The organism is Bradyrhizobium sp. WYCCWR 13022 (assembly GCF_030435535.1).
Taxonomy (GTDB): Bacteria; Pseudomonadota; Alphaproteobacteria; order Rhizobiales; family Xanthobacteraceae; genus Bradyrhizobium.
This window is the reverse complement of sequence record NZ_JAUIZJ010000023.1, coordinates 1-19,731: the sequence shown is the minus strand read 5'-3', so window position 1 is coordinate 19,731 and position 19,731 is coordinate 1. Positions and strand designations below refer to the sequence as shown.

The window sequence follows — 19,731 nt, the reverse complement described above, 5'->3', positions numbered from 1 at the left end:
TCGCGGCTTCGTGAAGTCGCACTCGCTTGACTGTGACTCGGCGACCGCACGAAGCGCCGGAACTTGAGTCGGCGCTGCGGCGTTTACGGGACAGCAGCATCACCCAGATGCACATCCAACGGGGCAGCACATGACAAAGTTCTCGTTAGTCCGTCGCAGCTTTTCGCCGCGCGTCGTCACCGCCTGTGCATTTGCGACAGCTTTGCTGACGATGCCGATCGCGGCCCAGGCGCAAACGCTCGGCTACGCGGCGATGCAGCCGCAGTTCTATCCGCAGGATCAGGCCTATTCGCAGGGTTATGCGAGCGAAGCGCCGCAAGCCGCCGACGAGGATGCGGTGTTGCCGGATCGCCTGCGCCGGCAGATCGTCAGCTTCGACCGCAACGAGCCGGCGGGCACCATCGTGATCGATACTGCCAACACCTATCTCTACTACGTGCTCGGTAACGGACGCGCCTTGCGCTACGGCGTCGGCGTCGGCCGCGAGGGATTCACCTGGTCGGGCGTGCAGAGCGTCAGCCGCAAGGCAGAATGGCCGGATTGGCATCCGCCTGCAGAGATGATCGCGCGCCAGCCCTATCTGCCGCGATTCGTCGCCGGTGGCCCCGGCAATCCCCTGGGGGCGCGCGCGATGTATCTCGGCTCCAGCGAGTACCGCATTCACGGTACCAACGATCCCACCACGATCGGCAAGTTCGTCTCCTCCGGCTGCATCCGTCTCACCAACGAGGACGTGACCGACCTGTTCAGCCGCGTCAGCGTCGGCGCCAAGGTCGTGGTGCTGCCGAAGAACGCACCGCTGATGGCGCGCGGCGGCGATCCCGTGCGCAAGCGGCCGGTGGTGACGACGCTGCATTCGGGGCGCCAGGCGCTGAACATTTCTGCGTCGTCGGTGGATTAGGAGTTTAACGAGGTTACATGATGAGACGTTCGATCAGAAAGCTCGTCGGCGGAACGGCTGCGTTCGTCGCGGTCGCTTCCGTCGGCCTTGCGCTGACGCCGTCGGCGCATGCGGAGGATTTTTTCTCGGCGCTGTTCGGCGGCTTCCGCATGCGGCCGCCGCCGGAAATCCGCGTGCCGTTCCCGAACGACGACATGCCGCGCTATGACGCACCGCGCCAGCGTGCGTCCTATGGCGGCGGCACAGCCTTTTGCGTGCGCGGCTGCGATGGCCGCTACTTCCCGGCGCAAGGGGCGGATGCAGAGAGCAAGGCGCAGTCCTGCAAGAGCTTTTGTCCGGCGTCAGAGACCTCACTGGTCTATGGCAACGATATCGACGATGCCACGACGGACAAGGGCAAATCCTATTCGGACCTGCCCAACGCCTTCCGCTACCGTAACGAGATCGTCGCGGGCTGTACCTGTAACGGCAAGGATCCGGTCGGGCTGGCGCAGGTCAAGATCGAGGACGACCCGACCCTGCGCAAGGGCGATATCGTGGCAGGGAGCGACGGCCTCGTCGTCGCCAGCCGCAACGCCAATGATCGCCGCGGTGTCGCGATGAACTTCTCGCCATTACCGGACAAGATTCGCGCGAAATTCCGCCAGGTGCCGGTGGTGGCAAAAGAGTAGGACGTGCTTCGCCTGGTGTCATCCTGGCTTTCGCCAGGATGACATCGAGATGTGGCGATCGCCTTCCCGCGGCCTTACGCCGCTCGGATCTTGCCCAGGAAATCGCTGCCCTGATCGCCGAGCTGGCGGCTTTGCGTCAAAAGCATCTGCGAGTAGGAGGTCAGCTGGCGGCTCTGCCGGTAGAATTGCTCATTTCTCATAATTTGTAAGGGGTTGCGTCGATGGAACCGGCGCGCGAGACAGACGTTAGGACCTCGTTAGCAATTGCCTGAAGGGGGCCCTGCAATGCTGGTCGGCGTACTCGTCACCTTTCTCGTCATCATTCTCGTGCTCTACCTCATCAACATGCTGCCGATGGACGGCCGCGCCAAGCAGATCGCGCGCGTCATCGTCATCATCATCGGCATTGTCTCGCTTCTGAAATATCTCGCGGTTTTCTAGACTGGCGCACGACGCAACTGCCCAACAAAAAAGCCCCGACACGAGTCGGGGCTTTTGATGTCCAAACAAGCGATCCTATCAGCTCGCTGCCTTCGCCTCGCGGCGGCGCGCGGTGAGGATGTATTCGGTGTAGCCGTTCGGCTGCTCGCGGCCTTTGAAGATGAGGTCGCAGGCGGCCTTGAAGGCGACGCCGTCGAAGCCGGGCGCCATCGGCTTGTAGATCGCGTCGCCTTCGTTCTGCTTGTCGACGACGACGGCCATGCGCTTGAGCGATTCCATCACCTGCGCTTCGCTGATCACGCCCTGGTGCAGCCAGTTGGCGAGATGCTGGCTGGAGATGCGCAGTGTCGCGCGGTCTTCCATCAGGCCGACATCGTGGATGTCAGGCACCTTGGAGCAGCCGACGCCCTGGTCGATCCAGCGCACGACGTAACCCAGAATGCCCTGGCAGTTGTTGTCGATCTCCTGCTTGACGTCGTCGGGCGCCCAGTTCGACTTCGACACCGGAATGGTGAGGATGTCGGAGAGCTTCGCGCGGGGCCCGCCCTTGGCCAGCTCCTGCTGACGCGCGATGACGTTGACCTGGTGATAGTGCAGGGCGTGCAGCGTCGCGGCGGTCGGCGAGGGCACCCAGGCCGTGGTGGCGCCGGCCTGCGGATGCGCGAGCTTCTGTTGCAGCATGTCCGCCATCTTGTCGGGCGCGGCCCACATGCCCTTGCCAATTTGGGCATGGCCGGGCAGGCCGTCGATCAGGCCCATGTCGACGTTCCAGTCCTCATAGGCCTTGATCCAGGCCTGCGCCTTCATCTCGTTCTTGCGGATCATCGGACCCGCTTCCATCGAGGTGTGGATCTCGTCGCCGGTGCGGTCGAGGAAGCCGGTGTTGATGAACATGATGCGCTTGGAGGCGCGCTGGATGCAGGCTTTGAGGTTGACGGTGGTGCGCCGTTCCTCGTCCATGATGCCGACCTTGAGCGTGTTCTCAGTCAGGCCCAGCATCTTCTCGACGCGGTCGAAGATCTCGCAGGTGAACGAGACCTCGTCGGGGCCGTGCATCTTCGGCTTGACGATATAGGCCGAGCCCGTGCGGCTGTTCTTGGTCTTGGAGTTGCCCTTGAGGTCGTGAATGGCAAGCAGGCCCGAGACCGCTGCGTCGAGCAGGCCTTCCGGCACTTCCTCGCCGGCCTCGTCCAGCACCGCGTCGGTGAACATGTGGTGACCGCAATTGCGCATCAGCAGCAGGCTGCGGCCGTGCAGCTTCCCCTCGCCCTTGCCGTCAGGCGTCTTGTAGGAACGGTCGGCGTTGAGCGAACGGGTCAGCGTCTTGCCGCCCTTTTCGAAGTCCGCCGACAGCGTACCGTTCATCAGCCCGAGCGTGTTGCGATAGACCAGCACCTTGTCTTCGGCATCGACGGCGGCGACCGAGTCTTCCATGTCGAGAATGGTCGAGACCGCGGCTTCCATCACCATGTCGGCGACGCCGGCCGGATCGTCCTTGCCGATCGCGCTGTTGCGGTTGATCGTCACTTCGACATGCAGGCCGTTGTTGACCAGCAGCACCGCTGACGGTGCGGCTGCATCGCCCTGGAAGCCGGCGAACTGAGCCGAGTTCTTCAGCGCTGTGGCGTTGCCGCTCTTCAGCTTCACGGCGAGTTGGCCCGCGACGACGCTATAGGCGGTGACGTCGGTGTGGCTGCCGGTCGCCAGCGGCACGGCGGCGTCGAGGAACGCCTTGGCCTTGGCGATCACCTTGTCGCCGCGCGCCTTGTTGTAACCCTTGCCGCTCTCCGTGGGATCGTGCGGGATCGCGTCGGTGCCGTAGAAGGCGTCATACAGCGAACCCCAGCGCGCATTTGCCGCGTTCAGCGCATAGCGCGCATTGGTGAGCGGCACGACCAGCTGCGGGCCGCAGATCTTGCCGATTTCCTCGTCGACATTGGCGGTCTCGACTTTCTGCGTCGCCGGCTCCGGCACGAGATAGCCGATCTCCTTCAGGAAAGCCGTGTAGGCGTCGAGGTCGAACGCCTTGCCCTTGTGGGCACGGTGCCAGTCGTCGATCCTGGCCTGGAGCTGATCACGGAAGGCGAGCAGCGAGCGGTTCTTCGGCCCCAGCTCCTTGATGATGGCCGCCACCCCGGCCCAGAACGCATCCGGCGCGATCCCGGTTTTCGGGGCGGCTTCCTTGGCGATGAAATCGAAAAGGACGGGGGCGATCTTCAATCCGTGGGCGTCGACGCGTTTCATGATGGTCTTTCTTGTTGGAAATGGCTGTTTTTGGCTGCCTTTGACCCGCGAGCAGCAAAATGCGCCCACAAGGGGCGGCTTTCAGGACCTATTAGCCCCAAAATCGGTGCGGTGAGAAGACCCCAAGGGGCTTGTCAAAATGTCAAGACGAGGTGTCTAGGGCTGCTCGTTTTACAGGCTTGAGTCCGGCTCGACGCCGCATGCGCAAATGCGCTCCCTCCCCCCCTTGCGGGGAGGGCGGGGGAGAGGGGTAGCCCAGGAAAAGGCGTATCAGTTCTCGCTTGAGAGAGTCCCCGTGTGGACCCCTCTCCTTAACCCTCCCCCACAAGGGGGGAGGGAACGCACTGCCTGCGTGGCGGCAGTGTGCGCACCACGCGGACGTCCGCCTCAAATATTCGCGGCGAGGTCCACGAGTTCGTCGAACAGCACGCCTGATGTCTTCAGCATCTGCTCGATCTCATCCGCCGCCTCGGCAACCGTCCGCGTCGAGGTGTCGATCACAAGCTCAGCCGCCTCCGGCCGCTCGTAGTCGTTGCCGATGCCGGTGAACGAGGCCAGCGCGCCGGCGCGGGCCTTCTTGTAGTGACCCTTGGGGTCGCGCTCCTCGCAGACATCGGCCGGCGTCGCGACATGGATTTCGCGGAACGCGGTGTCGGCGATGCGGCGGGCGCTGGCGCGGTCCTCGCGGGCAGGCGAGACGGCGGCGACGATGGCGATATGGCCGTTGCGCGCCAGATGCGTCGCAACCTCGGCCAGCCTGCGGATGTTCTCGCTGCGGTCGGTGGCGGAGAAGCCGAGATCGCCGTTGAGTCCGGCGCGCAGCGTGTCGCCGTCGAGCAGGATTGGCGAGCCGCCGTTGGTGAAGAGACGCCGCTCCAGTGCCTTCGCCAGCGTCGACTTGCCGGAGGCGGGCAGGCCGGTGAGCCAGACCACGGCACCGTTGTGGCGATAGCGCGCCGAGCGCTCGTCGGCGCGCAGCGCCGATTCCACCGGCACGATGTCGACGGGCACGGCGCGCTGGCCGGCATCGACCGACAGCACGAGACCGCCGCCGGCGATACGTCCGGAGACCTCGATCACGAGGCGGCCGGTGCGGGGATTCTCCGTGTAGGGATCGGTTGCGATCGGATTGGACAGGGAGATGTCGATCTCGCCGACATGGTTGCGGCCGATCGCCTTGTTCTCGCTGCTCGATAGCTCGCCGGGGTCGACCGCCTTCTCGATGGCGACGACGGTGGCGCGGCTTTCCTTCGGTCCGCAGCGGACCAGCAGTTGGTCGCCCTTGGCGAGCGGCTTGTCGTGTAGCCAGAAGATGCGCGCGCGCAGTCGGCGCGTCTCGCGCGGAGCGGTGCTCGCATGCGCGATGATGTCGCCGCGCTCGATGAACAATTCGCGGTCGAGCGTGATGCCGACCGAGCGGCCGGCACCCTGACGGCCAGCGACCGGCGTCACCGGCCTGCTCTCGACCGTCTTGATCCTGGCGATCTTGCCCGCGGGCATGATCACGATCTCGTCGCCGGCAATCAGGCTCCCGGATTCGATGCGGCCGGCCACGATGCGACGGTCGTCGAACTTGTAGATTGCCTGCACCGGCAGCCGCAGCGCCAGCGCTTCCAGCGGCCGGGCCGGTTCGAGCCGATCGAGTGCCTCGACCACGGTCGGGCCCTTGTACCAGCCAATGCGGCCGGTGCGCTCGGCGACGCCGTCGCCGTCGCGGGCGGAAATCGGGATCACCGCGGTCGGCTTCACGCCGAGGCCGTTGAGATGCGCCGAGATCTCGTCGCTGATGTCCTTGAAACGGCCGGCGGAGAAGTCGACGCGGTCCATCTTGTTGACGACCACGGCGACCTGCTTCACGCCGAGCAGATGCAGCAGATAGCCGTGGCGGCGGGTCTGGTCGCGCACGCCTTCGAGCGCGTCGATGATCAACACCGCGCCGTCAGCCTGCGAGGCGCCGGTGATCATGTTGCGCAAAAATTCGGCGTGGCCGGGCGCGTCGATCAGCACGATGTCGCGCGAATTGGTGCGGAAGCGGATCTGCGTGGTGTCGATGGTGATGCCTTGGTCGCGCTCAGTCTGGAGCGCGTCGAGCAGGAACGACCATTCGAACGGCATGCCGCGCCGCGCGCTGACGGCTTTGAGCATTTCGAGCTTGCCATCGGGCAGGCTGCCGGTCTCGTGCAGGAGGCGACCGACCAGCGTCGACTTGCCGTGGTCGACATGGCCGACGATGACGATGCGCACTTGGGGACGCGTGGTGCCGTTCGGCGTGGCGGGCGACGTAGGAGTGACGAGCATGTTCATGACCGCGATGCGTCCTTGAATCAGAGATAGCCGGCGACGCGCAGACGCTCGAAAGCGTCCTCGGTCTCGTGGTCGAGTGCGCGGCCGGCACGCTCCGGCACCTTGGTCTGCTCGAGCTCGGCCAGGATCTCGTCGATGTTCGACGCGGTCGAGGCGACGGGATTGGTGATGTCCTGATCGCCCAGCGAGCGATAGCGCTTGCCGTCCCTGGCGAGATAGAGCGGGATGATCGGGATGTTCTCGCGCTTGGTGTAGGCCCAGATGTCGGCCTCGGTCCAATGCAGGATCGGGTGGATACGCAAATGCGCGCCCTGCGGCGGCGATGCGTTGAAATGGTCCCAGAACTCGGGCGGCTGGTCGCGCACGTCCCAATTGCCCTCCAGGCCGCGCGGCGAAAACACGCGCTCCTTGGCGCGGGTGGCTTCCTCGTCGCGACGAATACCGGCGATCAGGCCGTCAAAGCCGTATTTCGCCAGCGCCATCTTGAGACCTTCGGTCTTGCGCGCGGCGGAACGGGCGGCCGGCGGCAGCGTTGGGTCGACGGCATCGATGGGCGGGCAGGGCTCGACGCGCAGGTCGAGCTCCCATTCCTTCCCGTAGTGATCGCGAAAACGGTACATCTCCGGAAACTTCTTGCCGGTGTCGACATGGAGGGCTGGGAACGGCACGCGGCCGAAGAACGCTTTCCGCGCCAGCCAGATCATGACGTTGGAGTCCTTGCCGAGCGACCACAGCAGGGCGATCTTCTTCAGGCGGGCAAAGGCCTCGCGGAAAATGTAGATGCTCTGGGCCTCGAGCTGGTCGAGATGGTCCATGCTGGGCGCGGTCTGCTCGATCGCGTTTTGCTCTGAAACGGAAGCTGCGAAACCCAGCCCATCTGCGCCGGAATCGGTCCTGAGAAGATGCATCTCTGCCACTTTGCGTTTGGAGGCGAATTTTCTATAGTTGCGGTGCAAGAGAGAAGAAAAAATTTTCTCTTTGCGCGCTAGAAACGACACATATATAGAAAATAATTCCAGTCAACCCCGGATGTGGGGGAAGCGAGTATCGCATGCGGTTCTTGCCGGTGTTCCTCGATCTCAAGGCCGGTCCGGTGGTCCTCATCGGCGCGGGTGAGCTTTTGCGCGCAAAATTGCGCGTGCTTGCCGCCGCCGGTGCGCGCATCCGCGTGCATGCGATCGATGGTAATCACGAACTGGGTCTGAACTCCGACGACGCGGCGCGTATCGAGACCGCCACCGCCGATCCGCTCACCGCCGATCTCTCGGGCGTCATTGCGATCGTCTGCGCGGGCGCGGGCGATGTTGGTGTGGCGATGTCGGCGCGCGCGAAATCGCTCGGCCTGCCCGTCAACGTCATGGACGATCTCGAACATTCCAGCTTCATCTTCCCTGCCATCGTCGATCGCGGCGACGTCGTGGTCGCGGTCGGCACCGGCGGCACCTCGCCGGTGGTGGCGCGGCGCGTGCGCGAGAAGATCGAGGCGCTGCTGCCGGCGCGCATCGGCGAACTCGCCGAGTTCATCGGCGGCTTCCGCAAGTCCATCAACGTGCGCATTGCCGAGTTTCCGCTGCGCCGCCGCTTCTGGGAGCGCGTCATCGACGGTCCGATCGGAGCGTCCGTGCTCGCGGGCCGCAAGGCCGACGCGGATGCCGCGCTCAAGGCGATTGCCGATCCGTCCGGTTTCGCACGAGCCGACAAGCCGGACGGCTCCGTTGCGCTGGTCGGCGCCGGTCCCGGCGATCCCGACCTCCTCACCATCAAGGCCCTGCGCGCGCTCCAGGATGCCGACATCGTTTTCCACGACGAGCTGGTTTCACCAGAGATCCTTGATCGCATCCGCCGCGATACGACGCGCGTGGCAGTGGGGCGCCGCGTCGGCAAGCCGGGCATCGGCCAGGACGCCATCAACAAGCGTATGATCGAGGCCGCGCAAGCCGGCCAGCGCGTGGTGCGGCTGAAGGGCGGCGATCCCTTCGTGTTCGGCCGCGGCGGCGAAGAGGTGGAAGCGCTTCGCGCTGCCGGCGTCGCCTATTCGATCATTCCCGGCATCACCGCCGGACTCGGCGGTGCCGCCGAGTTCGAAGTGCCGCTCACCTATCGCCATGAAGCGACCCGCATCACCTTCCTCACCGCGCACAAGGCACGCGATGCTGAGGCCGTGGATTGGTCGACGCTGACCGACACCAAGATGACTGTCGTGGTCTACATGGGCATGACCGCTGCGCCCGCGATCCGTGCCGGGCTGTTCGCCGCCGGCCGCTCGCCGGAGACACCCGTCGGCGTGTTTGCCCGCGTGACGCGTCCCGACGCGCAAGGCGCGATCGGCACGCTGCGCGACCTGCCGGAGTTCGTACGGCAGACCGATGGCGGTCCCGCCATCCTCGTCATCGGCGACGTGGTCCGGCATGCCGGTTCGCTTCTCCGCCAACCCTCCAAGAAAAACCCAGCTCAAATCATCTCTGACCTATTGGATGCAGCCGAATGACCTCCCCGCTTGAACAGAAGAAGATCAAAATCGCCGGCCCCTCGGTTGTGACCGCCAACCGTACCTGGGACGGCATCGTGGTGTACCGCACCGCTGCCAGGAGCTGGTCCGCGGACCTCTCGGAAGCCGCGATCGTGCGCAACTCGGACGACGCCAAGGCCTTGCTTGCAGAGTCGGTCGCCGATGACGTCGGCGCGATTGGTCCCTATATCGCCCCGGTGCAGGTCGGCGCGGACGGCAAGATCGAACCGGGCAATCTGCGCGAACAGATCCGCCGCACCGGCGTGACCATCGGTCAGTCGGCCCAGGCTTAAGGCATTCGCTTATGTACGCTTACGACGAAATCGACCGCACGCTCGTCAACGAGCGCGTCTCGGAGTTCCGCGACCAGGTGAAGCGCCGCCTCTCCGGCGAGCTCACCGAGGACGAGTTCAAGATCCTGCGCCTGCAGAACGGCGTCTATCTGCAATTGCACGCCTACATGTTCCGCGTCGCGATTCCTTACGGAACGCTGGCGACGAACCAACTGCGGGCGCTGGCCCATGTCGCACGCAAGTACGACCGCGGCTACGGCCACTTCACCACCCGGCAGAACATCCAGTTCAACTGGATCAAGCTCGCCGAGTTGCCGGACGCCCTGGAAGATCTCGCCAGGGTCGGCATCCATGCGATGCAGACCTCCGGCAACAACATGCGCAACGTCACCTCGGACCAGTGGGCCGGCGTCGCGCCCGGCGAGATCGAGGATCCGCGCATCTGGTCGGAGCTGATCCGCCAGCACACCACGCTGCATCCTGAGTTCTCGTTCCTGCCGCGCAAGTTCAAGATCGCGATCACCGCGTCGGACCACGACCGCGCCGCGATCAAGATCCACGACATCGGGCTGAAGCTGATCAAGAACGAGAAGGGCGAGACCGGCTTCGAGGTGCTCGTCGGCGGCGGCCTCGGCCGCACGCCGTTCATCGGCAAGACCATCAAGCACTTCGTGCACGGCCGCGATATCCTCAGCTACATCGAGGCTATCCTGCGCGTCTACAACCAGTACGGCCGCCGCGACAACATCTACAAGGCACGCATCAAGATACTGGTGCACGAGCTCGGCATCGAGAAATTCTCGCGCGAGGTCGAGGAGGAGTGGCAACACATCCGCAACTCCTCGCTCCAGATCGACGACGAGGTGATCGAGGACATCCGCTCGCGCTTCACCTATCCCGCTTACGAAAAGCTGCCGCATATGCCGGACGAGCTGCGTCAGGCCGCGGCCGATGCCGACTTCGAGGTGTGGCGCAAGAACTCGGTCGCCCCTCACAAGGTGCAGGGCTATTCCATCGTCACCATCTCGCTGAAGCCGATCGGCGCACCTCCGGGCGACGCCACGGCGGATCAGATGGACGCGCTGGCCGATCTCGCCGACAAATATTCCTTTGGCGAGATCCGCGTCGGCCACGAGCAGAACCTGGCACTGCCGCACGTCGCCAAGCGGGACCTGCCGGCGCTGTGGAAGGCGCTCGACAAGCTCGGGCTGGCGACGCCCAACGTCAATCTGATCACGGACATCATCGCTTGTCCCGGTCTCGACTACTGCTCGTTGGCGAACGCGCGCTCGATCCCGATCGCGCAGGAACTGACGCGGCGCTTCGCCAACCACGAGCTCGCGAACCTGATCGGCCGGCTCCACATCAACATCTCCGGCTGCATCAATGCCTGCGGTCACCACCATGTCGGCCACATTGGCATTCTCGGCGTCGAGAAGAACGGCGAGGAGGTCTACCAGATCACCATCGGCGGCCGTGCCGACGAGGGCGCGGCGCTGGGCAATCTGATCGGCCCCGGCGTCAAGTTCGACGAGGTCGCCGACGTCATCGAAGACGTCGTGGAAGCCTATCTTGCGCTGCGCGAGCGGCCCGAAGAGCTGTTCATCGACACGGTGAAGCGGCTCGGTGTCGAACCCTTCAAGGAGCGCGTCTATGCCACTCGTTAACGGCGGAAAAATCGCCGACGATAGTTTCGTCAAGCTGGCCGTCGACACGCCGCTGCCCGAGAGCGGCGACGTCCTGGTGCCGGCTGAGCGTTTCATCGCCGAGGCGGATGCGCTGCTCAAGCGCACCGGCAAGGTCGGCGTGATCTGGCCGAACAACCGCGACATCGACGAGCTCGTGCCCTATCTCGGCAGGATCGTCGCCGTCGCGCTGGTGTTCCCGACCTTCCGTGACGGCCGCGCCTACAGCCAGGCGCGCCTGCTGCGCGAGCGTTACAATTATCGCGGCGAATTGCGCGCGACCGGCCAGATCCTTCGCGATCAGTTCGTGTTCATGCTGCGCGCCGGCTTCGACTCCTTCGAGGTGAAGAAGCAGGCTGACGCAGAAGCCTTCATGCAGACGGCGAAACGCTATTCGGTGTTCTATCAGCCGACCGGCGACGGCCGGATCACGGCGCTGCACCGGCGTATGCAGCTGCGTCATTCCGAGGGTGTCGGCACGTGAACGCGGTTCTGCCCCAGGTCTCGTCCGTCTCTGCGCTGCCGTCGGCAGCGGAGCTCGATCGTGCGTTGCGCGATGCCTCACCTGCAGAAGTCGTCGCCGCGGCGCTGAAGGCGGTCGGGCGCGAGAAGCTCGCCCTGGTGTCGTCGTTCGGAACGGAATCGGCAACGCTGCTCAAGGTAATGGCGGATGTCGATCCGGCGATTCCGGTGATCTTCCTCGACACCGGCTGGCTGTTCGAGGAGACGCTGGCCTATCGCGACACGCTGATCGCGACGCTGGGCCTGGAGGACGTCCGCTCCATCAAGCCGGCCGAGGAGACGCTGTCGCGCGAGGATCCCGACCGTGAGCTCTGGTTCTCCGATCCCGATGCCTGCTGCCGTATTCGCAAGGTCGAGCCGCTGGCGCGTGCACTGAAGCCATTCGATGCCTGGCTCAACGGCCGCAAGCGCTTCCAGGGTAACGCCCGCGCCGACATTCCAGTCGTCGAGGACGACGGTGTGCGGCTGAAGTTCAATCCCTTCGCCAATGTCTCACGCGAGGAACTCGAGGCTATCTTCGTTGGTGCCAAACTGCCGCGTCATCCCCTTGCCGCATCCGGTTTTCGCTCGGTTGGGTGTATGCCTTGCACCAGCAGAACGGCCGAGGGCGAGGATGAGCGCGCAGGTCGCTGGCGTGGCCGCGCCAAGACGGAATGCGGCATCCACACGATGAAGACTTCCTAGCGCAGTCGCGCCAAGCCTTGAGGCCAATATCCCTCGCGACAGGGAACTGGGTACTGGGCGACATGACCGGCTTCCAGCCCCGCCGCACCGCATGTTTGCCAGTTAAGGCACCGTCATTCCGGGATGGTCCGAAGGACCAGACCCGGAATCTCGAGATTCCGGGTTCGCGCAAGTGCGCGCCCCGGAATGAGAGGCACGATTTTCCTCAAAATTCACCTTTCAGCCACGGTTGGTATGCAACAACGGCCCCTCATTTGGGGGCCCCTACATGCGCGCTGCGGCCGCGATCCTTCTCACTTTGCTTCTCGTCGGCTGCGCCGGCAATGAAGCGCCGGTCCAGCAGCCGTCGATGTATGCCGACATGTCGGTCCCGGGCGCCAAGCTCGATGCGCCTGCCGCCGCGATCATGATCTCGCAATACCGCCAGAACAACGGGCTCGGCACCGTCGAGGTCGACCCCGAGTTGATGCGGCTTGCCGAATCCCAGTCCAACGCCATGGCTGCTGCCAACAAGATGGACCACGACGTCCGCGCGCCGCTGGGCAAACGCCTGGCCGCCGGCGGCTATCCCGCGACCGTGGCGGTCGAGAACATCTCGGCCGGCTATCATACGCTGGCGGAAGCGTTTTCCGGCTGGCGCGACTCGCCTCCGCACCGCGCCAACATGCTCAAGAGCGGTGTCACAAAATTGGGCATAGCGGCGAGCTATGCTCCGGGCACCAAGTACAAGGTGTTCTGGACCATGATTCTGGCGTCGACCGACCCCCGATAAGCCAGACTTGATCCCGGGATGCATTGACGCCGCGGCAGACTGTCGCCACGGTGGCTCGCCTTTTGCGATTATTTGTTGATGTCCCCCGCATGACCGACCACAGCCCGGAAGTCGCAACAGTCCCCGCGAAGGCGCAGCGCGTCCTGGTTCTCCAGGGCGGTGGTGCGCTCGGCTCGTACCAGGCGGGCGCTTACCAGGCGCTGTGCCATTTCGACTTCGAGCCGGAATGGGTTGCCGGTATCTCGATCGGCGCGGTCAATGCCGCCATCATCGCCGGCAATGAGGGCCCGACCCGCGTCAAGCGGCTCAAGGAATTCTGGGAGATGGTGTCCGCTCCGGTGCCGTGGAAACCGATCGGCAAGAGCGATCACAGCCGCGAGCTGTTCAATTCCACCAGCGCCGCGCTGATCGCGACCTTCGGCGTGCCCGGCTTCTTCACGCCGCGCCTCCCGCCCGCGCCGCTCTGGCCGCCGGGCAGCCCGCAAGCAGAGAGCTATTACGACACGGCGCCGCTGAAGAAGACGCTGGAGCGGCTCGTCGACTTCGATCGTATCAACGACCTCAAGACCCGCCTGTCGGTCGGCGCCGTCGGCGTGACCTCCGGCAATTTCAAGTATTTCGACAATTACGAGTTCAAGAAACTCGGCAAGAAAATCGGCCCCGAGCACGTCATGGCTTCCGGCGCACTGCCGCCGGGTTTTCCGTCGGTCGTGATCGACGGCGAACATTACTGGGACGGTGGCATCGCCTCCAACACGCCGCTCGACTTCGTGCTCGATGCCGAAACCGATCGCGACATGCTGATCTTCCAGGTCGATCTGTTCAGTGCGCGCGGCGATCTGCCGAACTCGCTGCTCGAGGCCACCGAGCGCGAGAAGGACATCCGCTTCTCCAGCCGCACGCGGATGAACACCGACAAGAACAAGCAGCTGCACAACGCCCGCAGGGCCGTGCGCGACCTGATCGGCAAGCTGCCTGACTATCTGAAGAACGACCCGTCGGTCGAATTCCTCGCAAAGGTATCGCGCGAAAGCACCGTTACCGTGGTGCACTTGATCTATCGCAGCAAGAACTACGAATCCTCGTCCAAGGACTATGACTTCTCGCATGTCGCCATGGTCGAGCATTGGGAAAGCGGCGTGCGCGACGTGCATCTGTCGATGCGTCACAAGGATTGGCTCGAGAAGCCGCAGTCCGGCGAGACCATGGTGACCTACGATCTCACGGGGGACGTCACCGCGCCCCCGCCAAAAAGGAGCGAACAAGATGGGTAGTCTATCAGGCAAGAACGCCGTCGTAACCGGCTCGACCAGCGGCATCGGCCTTGCTTATGCGCGCGCCTTTGCCGCCGCGGGCGCCAATGTCGTCATCAACGGTTTCGGTGCGCCCGAGGACATCGAGAAGGAGCGCACGAAGATCGAGTCCGATTTCGGCGTGAAGGCGGTTTACTCGCCCGCCGACATGACCAAGCCGGCCGAGATCGCCGGGATGATCGCGCTCGGCGAGAAGTCGTTCGGCTCGGTCGACATCCTCGTCAACAATGCCGGCATCCAGTTCGTCTCGCCGATCGAGGAATTCCCGCCGGAAAAGTGGGACCAGATCATCGCGATCAACTTGTCCTCGGCCTTCCACGCCATTCGCGCCGCTGTCCCCGGCATGAAGAAGAAGGGCTGGGGCCGTATCATCAACACCGCCTCGGCGCACTCGTTGGTCGCCTCCCCGTTCAAGTCGGCCTACGTATCGGCCAAGCACGGCATCGCCGGCCTGACCAAGACCGTCGCGCTGGAAGTTGCGACCAGCAAGATTACCTGCAACTGCATCAGCCCCGGCTATGTCTGGACGCCGCTGGTCGAGAAGCAGATCCCCGATACGATGAAGGCACGTAACCTCACGCGCGAGCAGGTCATCAACGACGTGCTGCTCGACGCGCAGCCGACCAAGGAGTTCGTGACCTCGGAGCAGGTCGCAGCGCTCGCGCTGTTCCTGTGCAGCGACGATGCTGCGCAGATCACCGGCACCAACCTGTCGATCGACGGCGGCTGGACCGCGGAGTAACGGCGCCGACTTATTTGGCTGCTATAATGCCCCGCGAAAGCGGGGCATCCAGTGCGCCGAGGCTCTCGGCTCAACTACAGCTGTCTCCGAACACTGGATCGCCCGCTTTCGCGGGCGATGCCACCGAAACCGAGGTGGCAGCTTGCCGTTCAATGGCTCCAGGCCAGCGCCGTCACGATCGCGGATTGCAGGTTGAGCTCCGCGAACATGATCTTGCTGGCGACCACGACCAGAACGCTGGCGAGCGCCACGCGCAGCACCGTTTCCGGCACGCGCGTCGCGCTGTAGCTGCCGATGATGATGCCGGGCAGCGAGCCCAGCAGCAGCACGCCCATCAAACTCCAGTCGACCGAGCCGAGCATCCAGTGGCCGATGCCGGCCACCAGCGTCAGCGGCACGGCGTGCGCGATGTCGGAGCCGACGATGGTTGCCATCGGCAGGCGCGGGTAGAGCAGCAGCAGCACGGTCACGCCGACCGCGCCGGCGCCGACCGACGAAATCGAGACAAGCACGCCGAGGACAATTCCGGTCACGACGGTCGCAACCACCGTGGTGCGCTCGCTGACCTGCTTCATGCGGCGGCGATAGCGCTCCATGATCGACTTGCGGAAGATCAGCGAGGTCGCGGTCAGGAGCAGCGCAAAGCACAGCACCAGATTGACCAGATCGCGCTCGGTATCGCCCCGGAGATCGAGCTTCCACAACACTAGCAGCGTCAGCGCGCTTGCCGGAATGCTGCCGCAGGCCAGCCGCAGCACCGCGGGCCAGTGCACGCTCCGCGACCAGCCATGCACCACGCTGCCGCCGGTCTTGGTGGCGGCGGCATAGAGCAGGTCGGTGCCGACGGCGGTGGTCGGATGGATGCCGAACAGCAGGATCAGGAGCGGCGTCATCAACGAGCCGCCTCCCACGCCGGTCAACCCGACAAGCAGGCCGACGGCAAATCCCGAGGCGACGTAGAGTGGATCAATCATGTCAGGGGGAATCTAGGTTCATCTCGTCAGTTGGGCAATATGACGTAGAATAAACTTTCCCCGGAGTGCAACAGTTTGGCCGAAATAAGAAAATCGTACTACGGTGCGGGGAACGAGAGGTGTTTCGCCTTGTTCTCGGGCGGATCGCGAAACAGTCCTCCCCCGCGTGGGCGACCAAGGACAGATGCGTCGGACCTATTTACCAAACGCCAGCACGTGCAGACCTAGCCGCTGCCGCACGATCCAGAACAGCAGTACGGTCTCGAAGGTCAGCGAGAGCGAGGTCGCGGCCGCAGCGCCGTGCCCGCCGAAGTGCGGCACCAGCGCGATGCAAAGCACGACGTTCATGACGAATGCGAGCGCGTATGCGAGGGCGCAGATCTTCTGCTGGCCGAGCATGTTGAGGAGCCGCTCGACCGGACCGATCGCGGCGCGCACAACGAGACCGATTGCAGCAACGAACATGATGTCGTAGCCGATCACGAATTGCGGTCCGAACAGCCAGAGCAGCGGCTTGCCGAGCGCGAGCAGCACGGCGGTCGCGGCGAGCGAGGGCCAGAACGTCCAGACGATGGCATGCGCGACGTAGGCCGAAAGCCGCGCCTTGTCGCCGCTGGCGTTGTATTCGGCGAAACGATGCGCCGTCGTCGCCGACATCGCGTAGTGGATGAAGGACACCAGTGCCAGTGTCTTCACAACGGCGAAGTAGACGCCGACCTCGTCGGAGGGACGGAATTGCTGAAGCACCAGCACGTCGGTGTAGGACAGCAGCAGATAGAAACTCTCGACCAGCAGGATCGGCAGCGAGACCGCGAGCCAGCCGCCGATGTCGTAAGCCTTGGGGCCGGGCGCGATGTGATCGGCGAGCCTGCGGTTCAGCACCACCATCTGCCCGGTCATTGCGATCCACACGGCACCGGCGCTTGCGACCATCGCGGCGACCGCGCCGAGATGATAGCCGAGCAGGAAGGCGGAAGCCGTGATGCCGATGATCAGGGCCTGGCGGATGATGAATTGCGGCATCAGGCCGAGTTGCATCCAGTCATGCGAGCGCGCGATGCCGTCCTGGGTGTTGGCGACGACGAAGGCGGGCAGGGTCATGCAACCGATATAGAGCGGCAGCTCTTCGGCCGGATCGATCCACGGCGACAGCAGCTTGACGATGCCGGCAAGCGCGAGTGAGACCAGCATGGAGACAGCAAGGACCAGCCAGCGGCTGCCGGAGAGGAAGCCGCGCAGCAACGCATGGTCACCGCTGGCGCGATACTCCGGAATGATCTTCTGCGCGGAGGCCGAGATGCCGAAATCCATCATGCTGCCGAGCAGCAGCACCCAGGTCCAGACGTAGACATAGATGCCGTAGTCGGACGTGCCCATCCAGCGGGCCAGCAACACCTGTGAAAAATAGGCGAGGCCCGCGCTGATGACGCGGATGATGAAGATGGTGCCGGCCAGCCGCCGTGTCAGTGACGCCTCGCTCGAGCCGCCCGTCAGCTTCGCACGCAGCCGTGCGATCAGCCCGGCCGGTCCGGTCGTTGCGGGTTCTGCATCCATCACGGCCAAGTCGGGATCCCCACGCGTCCCGCATGTTGCGGCGGGCTTGTTGCGGCACGCTTGGGGCTTAGCAACCATTCGTTAAGATTCGGTTGGGTGGGGCTCTATTGTCTCATCCTCACCTGTCGTTCCCGCGAAGGCGGGGACCCATACCCCCAGGGAGAAGTTGTCGCGCGCAGCCGGTAACTCCGAATCTTCGCCAATCCACTCCCTGTGGTTATGGATCCCGGATCGGCGCTCCGCTTCGCTACGCTTGTCCGGGATGACTGCTGAACTTGCCGCCAGAAGGGCAACTCACTCGCGTTGTCCAAGCCAACGCTCACTTCAAGACAACGCTCACTCCAGATTCGTATTGAACTCGTACGATTTCTCCGGCCCGACCAGCGTGAATTTCAGCGCTGCGCCGTCGGGCTTGGCACCCGGCGGCAATCCGTCGAGTTCGAAGGAAAATCGCTTCACGCCGGGCGGGCTGTGCTCGACCGGATCTGGAATCGGCAGCGACCATTCGGGCGTCGGCCCCTCCACGAACAGATTGACCTTGCTGTTCTCGGGGGCGACGACGTCGACCACCACGTTCTTGGGCCCGTCGCGCTTGATGTCGCGGATGGTCAGCGGATTGGGATCGCCGACATTTGCGGGCTTCGGCACCGTGTCCAGCGCCGAGCGCAAATTGGCGTCTTCGGTGGAGGCGACGTTGTTGAAGCCGAGCTCGATATTGGCCTCGACGGGGATGCAGAGCTTTTCGCAGACCGCGTAGTTGATCTCGGCGCGCAGCGTCACCGGCTTGTCGGCGGCCTTGGCGACGATGCGCAAGGGCAGCACGATCTGGTCGTGATAGCCGATCGAATGGCCGCCAGCGCCGTCGTCGAATTTCAGCGGCGCCGGCCACATCACGGTCACCGCCTCGACATTCTCCGACCTGGAGAAGTCGAACCGCGGCGGAACGCCCGAGTCGCCCGGCATGCGCCAATAGGTCTTCCAGCCGGGCTGGAGCTGGAACGCGATACCGCCGAGTAGCACCGCGCCGCTGCGCGATCCCGCGAGCAGCCGTACCGCGGAATGGCCGTCGCGCTGCCATTGTGACGCGTCGTCGGCATGGGCGCCCATCGCCAGCGACGACGCAAGCAAGGTTGTCGCGACGCCAATCGCCGCACGCAGGGGAACTCTTGTCAGCATGGCACGTCTTTACAGGGTCGCATCTCGGCAAACCATTGAATTGCTTGTGATGGATGCACTCGAATCAAGTCTCGGCAAGCCTTGATTTGACAGCGGACCGGCCCGACATCAGGATAGGAATTGAAACCGGAGTGCTTTACCGATGGCTCCCACAGGCAAACGGACGGGCGAAAGCACCCGCGGCGCAGGCCCTGCGCTCCCCAGTTCGGCCGGTTATCTCGACGGCCGGCTCCTTATCGCGATGCCTGTCATGGGCGACTCCCGCTTCGAGCGCTCGGTGATCTATCTCTGCGCCCACTCCGCCGAGGGCGCGATGGGCATCATCGTCAATCACCCGGCCGGCAGCATCGATTTCCCGGAGCTGCTCGAGCAGCTCGGCATCATCAAGAAGGGCGAGCACATCAAGCTGCCGCAAAATGCCGAAAGCATGAAAGTGCTGGCCGGCGGCCCGGTCGATACCGGCCGCGGCTTCGTGCTGCATTCCAGCGATTTCTACATCGAGCACGCGACGCTGCGGATCGACGACGGCGTCTGCCTCACCGCGACCGTCGACATCCTGCGCGCGATCGCCAACGGCTCCGGCCCCAAGCACGCCATTCTTGCTCTCGGCTATGCCGGCTGGGCGCCCGGCCAGCTCGAAACCGAAATCCAGAGCAATGGCTGGCTGCATTGCGATGCGGACGCGGATCTGATCTTCGGCGACGACGTCGACGAGAAATACGGCCGCGCGCTGCGCAAGATCGGCATCGATCCCGGCATGCTGTCGAACGAGGCCGGGCACGCGTAAGCTTGGTGTCGCAGCCGTCGCAACATCCTCAACTGTCGTCCCGGACAAGCGCAGCTTCTGGCAACGCGTAGCGTCGTCCAGAACGGCGCGCGCCTAAAGCGTGATGGTATTAAGTTCGATAGCCTGAGTTTTTCAGGTAGTTGGCGCATTCCTCGGATG

Annotated in this window: 18 protein-coding genes; 12 read left to right on the top strand and 6 right to left on the bottom strand. The window is 64.2% G+C overall.

Annotation, left to right across the window (positions count from 1 at the left end):
- The first annotated feature begins 130 nt into the window (after positions 1-130).
- The 3 genes from QY049_RS27040 to QY049_RS27030 all read left to right on the top strand — a co-directional run bounded on the left by QY049_RS27040 (position 131) and on the right by QY049_RS27030 (position 2,013).
- A complete protein-coding gene (locus tag QY049_RS27040; RefSeq protein WP_258765084.1) occupies positions 131-901 on the top strand; it encodes a L,D-transpeptidase in 771 nt (256 codons plus the stop codon).
- A gap of 17 nt (positions 902-918) precedes the next feature.
- The gene (locus QY049_RS27035; protein WP_258765085.1) at positions 919-1,572 is read left to right on the top strand and encodes a DUF2865 domain-containing protein; all 654 of its coding nucleotides are present in this window, start codon (positions 919-921) and stop codon (positions 1,570-1,572) included.
- A gap of 285 nt (positions 1,573-1,857) precedes the next feature.
- Complete coding sequence (locus tag QY049_RS27030) at positions 1,858-2,013, top strand: Thivi_2564 family membrane protein (RefSeq protein WP_063694217.1); 156 nt, start codon at positions 1,858-1,860, stop codon at positions 2,011-2,013.
- Positions 2,014-2,091: 78 nt separating this feature from the next.
- On the opposite strand, the gene QY049_RS27025 is transcribed toward QY049_RS27030, so the two are convergent.
- From QY049_RS27025 to cysD, 3 genes are all read right to left on the bottom strand, one after another.
- Complete coding sequence (locus tag QY049_RS27025; protein ID WP_258765086.1) at positions 2,092-4,257, bottom strand: malate synthase G; 2,166 nt, start codon at positions 4,255-4,257, stop codon at positions 2,092-2,094.
- Positions 4,258-4,644: 387 nt separating this feature from the next.
- A complete protein-coding gene (gene cysC / locus QY049_RS27020; RefSeq protein WP_301270217.1) occupies positions 4,645-6,561 on the bottom strand; it encodes an adenylyl-sulfate kinase in 1,917 nt (638 codons plus the stop codon).
- A 20-nt stretch (positions 6,562-6,581) separates the two neighbouring features.
- On the bottom strand, positions 6,582-7,376 hold the full coding sequence (gene cysD, locus QY049_RS27015; RefSeq protein ID WP_258766876.1) for a sulfate adenylyltransferase subunit CysD: 795 nt from the start codon (positions 7,374-7,376) through the stop codon (positions 6,582-6,584).
- A 236-nt stretch (positions 7,377-7,612) separates the two neighbouring features.
- On the opposite strand from cysD, the gene cysG reads away from it, so the two are divergent.
- The 8 genes from cysG to QY049_RS26975 all read left to right on the top strand — a co-directional run bounded on the left by cysG (position 7,613) and on the right by QY049_RS26975 (position 15,081).
- The gene (gene cysG / locus QY049_RS27010) at positions 7,613-9,049 is read left to right on the top strand and encodes a siroheme synthase CysG (protein ID WP_301270216.1); all 1,437 of its coding nucleotides are present in this window, start codon (positions 7,613-7,615) and stop codon (positions 9,047-9,049) included.
- Positions 9,046-9,363 (top strand): DUF2849 domain-containing protein, encoded by a 318-nt coding sequence (locus QY049_RS27005; RefSeq protein WP_194479523.1) that lies wholly within the window; start codon positions 9,046-9,048, stop codon positions 9,361-9,363. Before cysG ends, QY049_RS27005 begins: the two co-directional genes overlap by 4 nt.
- An 11-nt stretch (positions 9,364-9,374) precedes the next feature.
- Positions 9,375-11,030, top strand: a complete 1,656-nt coding sequence (locus QY049_RS27000; RefSeq protein WP_258765089.1) for a nitrite/sulfite reductase — start codon at positions 9,375-9,377, stop codon at positions 11,028-11,030.
- A complete protein-coding gene (locus QY049_RS26995; protein ID WP_258765090.1) occupies positions 11,017-11,532 on the top strand; it encodes a DUF934 domain-containing protein in 516 nt (171 codons plus the stop codon). Before QY049_RS27000 ends, QY049_RS26995 begins: the two co-directional genes overlap by 14 nt.
- Positions 11,529-12,254, top strand: a complete 726-nt coding sequence (locus tag QY049_RS26990) for a phosphoadenylyl-sulfate reductase (RefSeq protein WP_194479526.1) — start codon at positions 11,529-11,531, stop codon at positions 12,252-12,254. Before QY049_RS26995 ends, QY049_RS26990 begins: the two co-directional genes overlap by 4 nt.
- Positions 12,255-12,522: 268 nt before the next feature.
- The gene (locus QY049_RS26985) at positions 12,523-13,026 is read left to right on the top strand and encodes a CAP domain-containing protein (protein ID WP_194479527.1); all 504 of its coding nucleotides are present in this window, start codon (positions 12,523-12,525) and stop codon (positions 13,024-13,026) included.
- Positions 13,027-13,115: 89 nt separating this feature from the next.
- Entirely contained in the window at positions 13,116-14,300 is a 1,185-nt protein-coding gene (locus QY049_RS26980; RefSeq protein ID WP_194479528.1) for a patatin-like phospholipase family protein, read from the top strand.
- Entirely contained in the window at positions 14,293-15,081 is a 789-nt protein-coding gene (locus QY049_RS26975) for a 3-hydroxybutyrate dehydrogenase (protein ID WP_258765091.1), read from the top strand. Before QY049_RS26980 ends, QY049_RS26975 begins: the two co-directional genes overlap by 8 nt.
- Positions 15,082-15,230: 149 nt before the next feature.
- Here QY049_RS26975 and QY049_RS26970 read toward each other — a convergent pair whose 3' ends face one another.
- From QY049_RS26970 to QY049_RS26960, 3 genes are all read right to left on the bottom strand, one after another.
- Positions 15,231-16,055, bottom strand: coding sequence for a sulfite exporter TauE/SafE family protein (locus QY049_RS26970; protein ID WP_258765092.1), 825 nt, complete (start codon positions 16,053-16,055; stop codon positions 15,231-15,233).
- A 195-nt stretch (positions 16,056-16,250) separates the two neighbouring features.
- Positions 16,251-17,609 carry an oligosaccharide flippase family protein gene (locus QY049_RS26965; protein WP_258766877.1) on the bottom strand — a complete coding sequence of 453 codons (1,359 nt, stop codon included), beginning with the start codon at positions 17,607-17,609 and terminating at the stop codon, positions 16,251-16,253.
- Between the two features lie 336 nt (positions 17,610-17,945).
- Entirely contained in the window at positions 17,946-18,785 is an 840-nt protein-coding gene (locus tag QY049_RS26960; protein ID WP_258765093.1) for a protein-disulfide reductase DsbD domain-containing protein, read from the bottom strand.
- A gap of 142 nt (positions 18,786-18,927) precedes the next feature.
- Here QY049_RS26960 and QY049_RS26955 point away from each other — a divergent pair, with 142 nt between their 5' ends.
- Positions 18,928-19,572, top strand: a complete 645-nt coding sequence (locus QY049_RS26955) for a YqgE/AlgH family protein (protein ID WP_194479532.1) — start codon at positions 18,928-18,930, stop codon at positions 19,570-19,572.
- Positions 19,573-19,731: the final 159 nt, after the last annotated feature.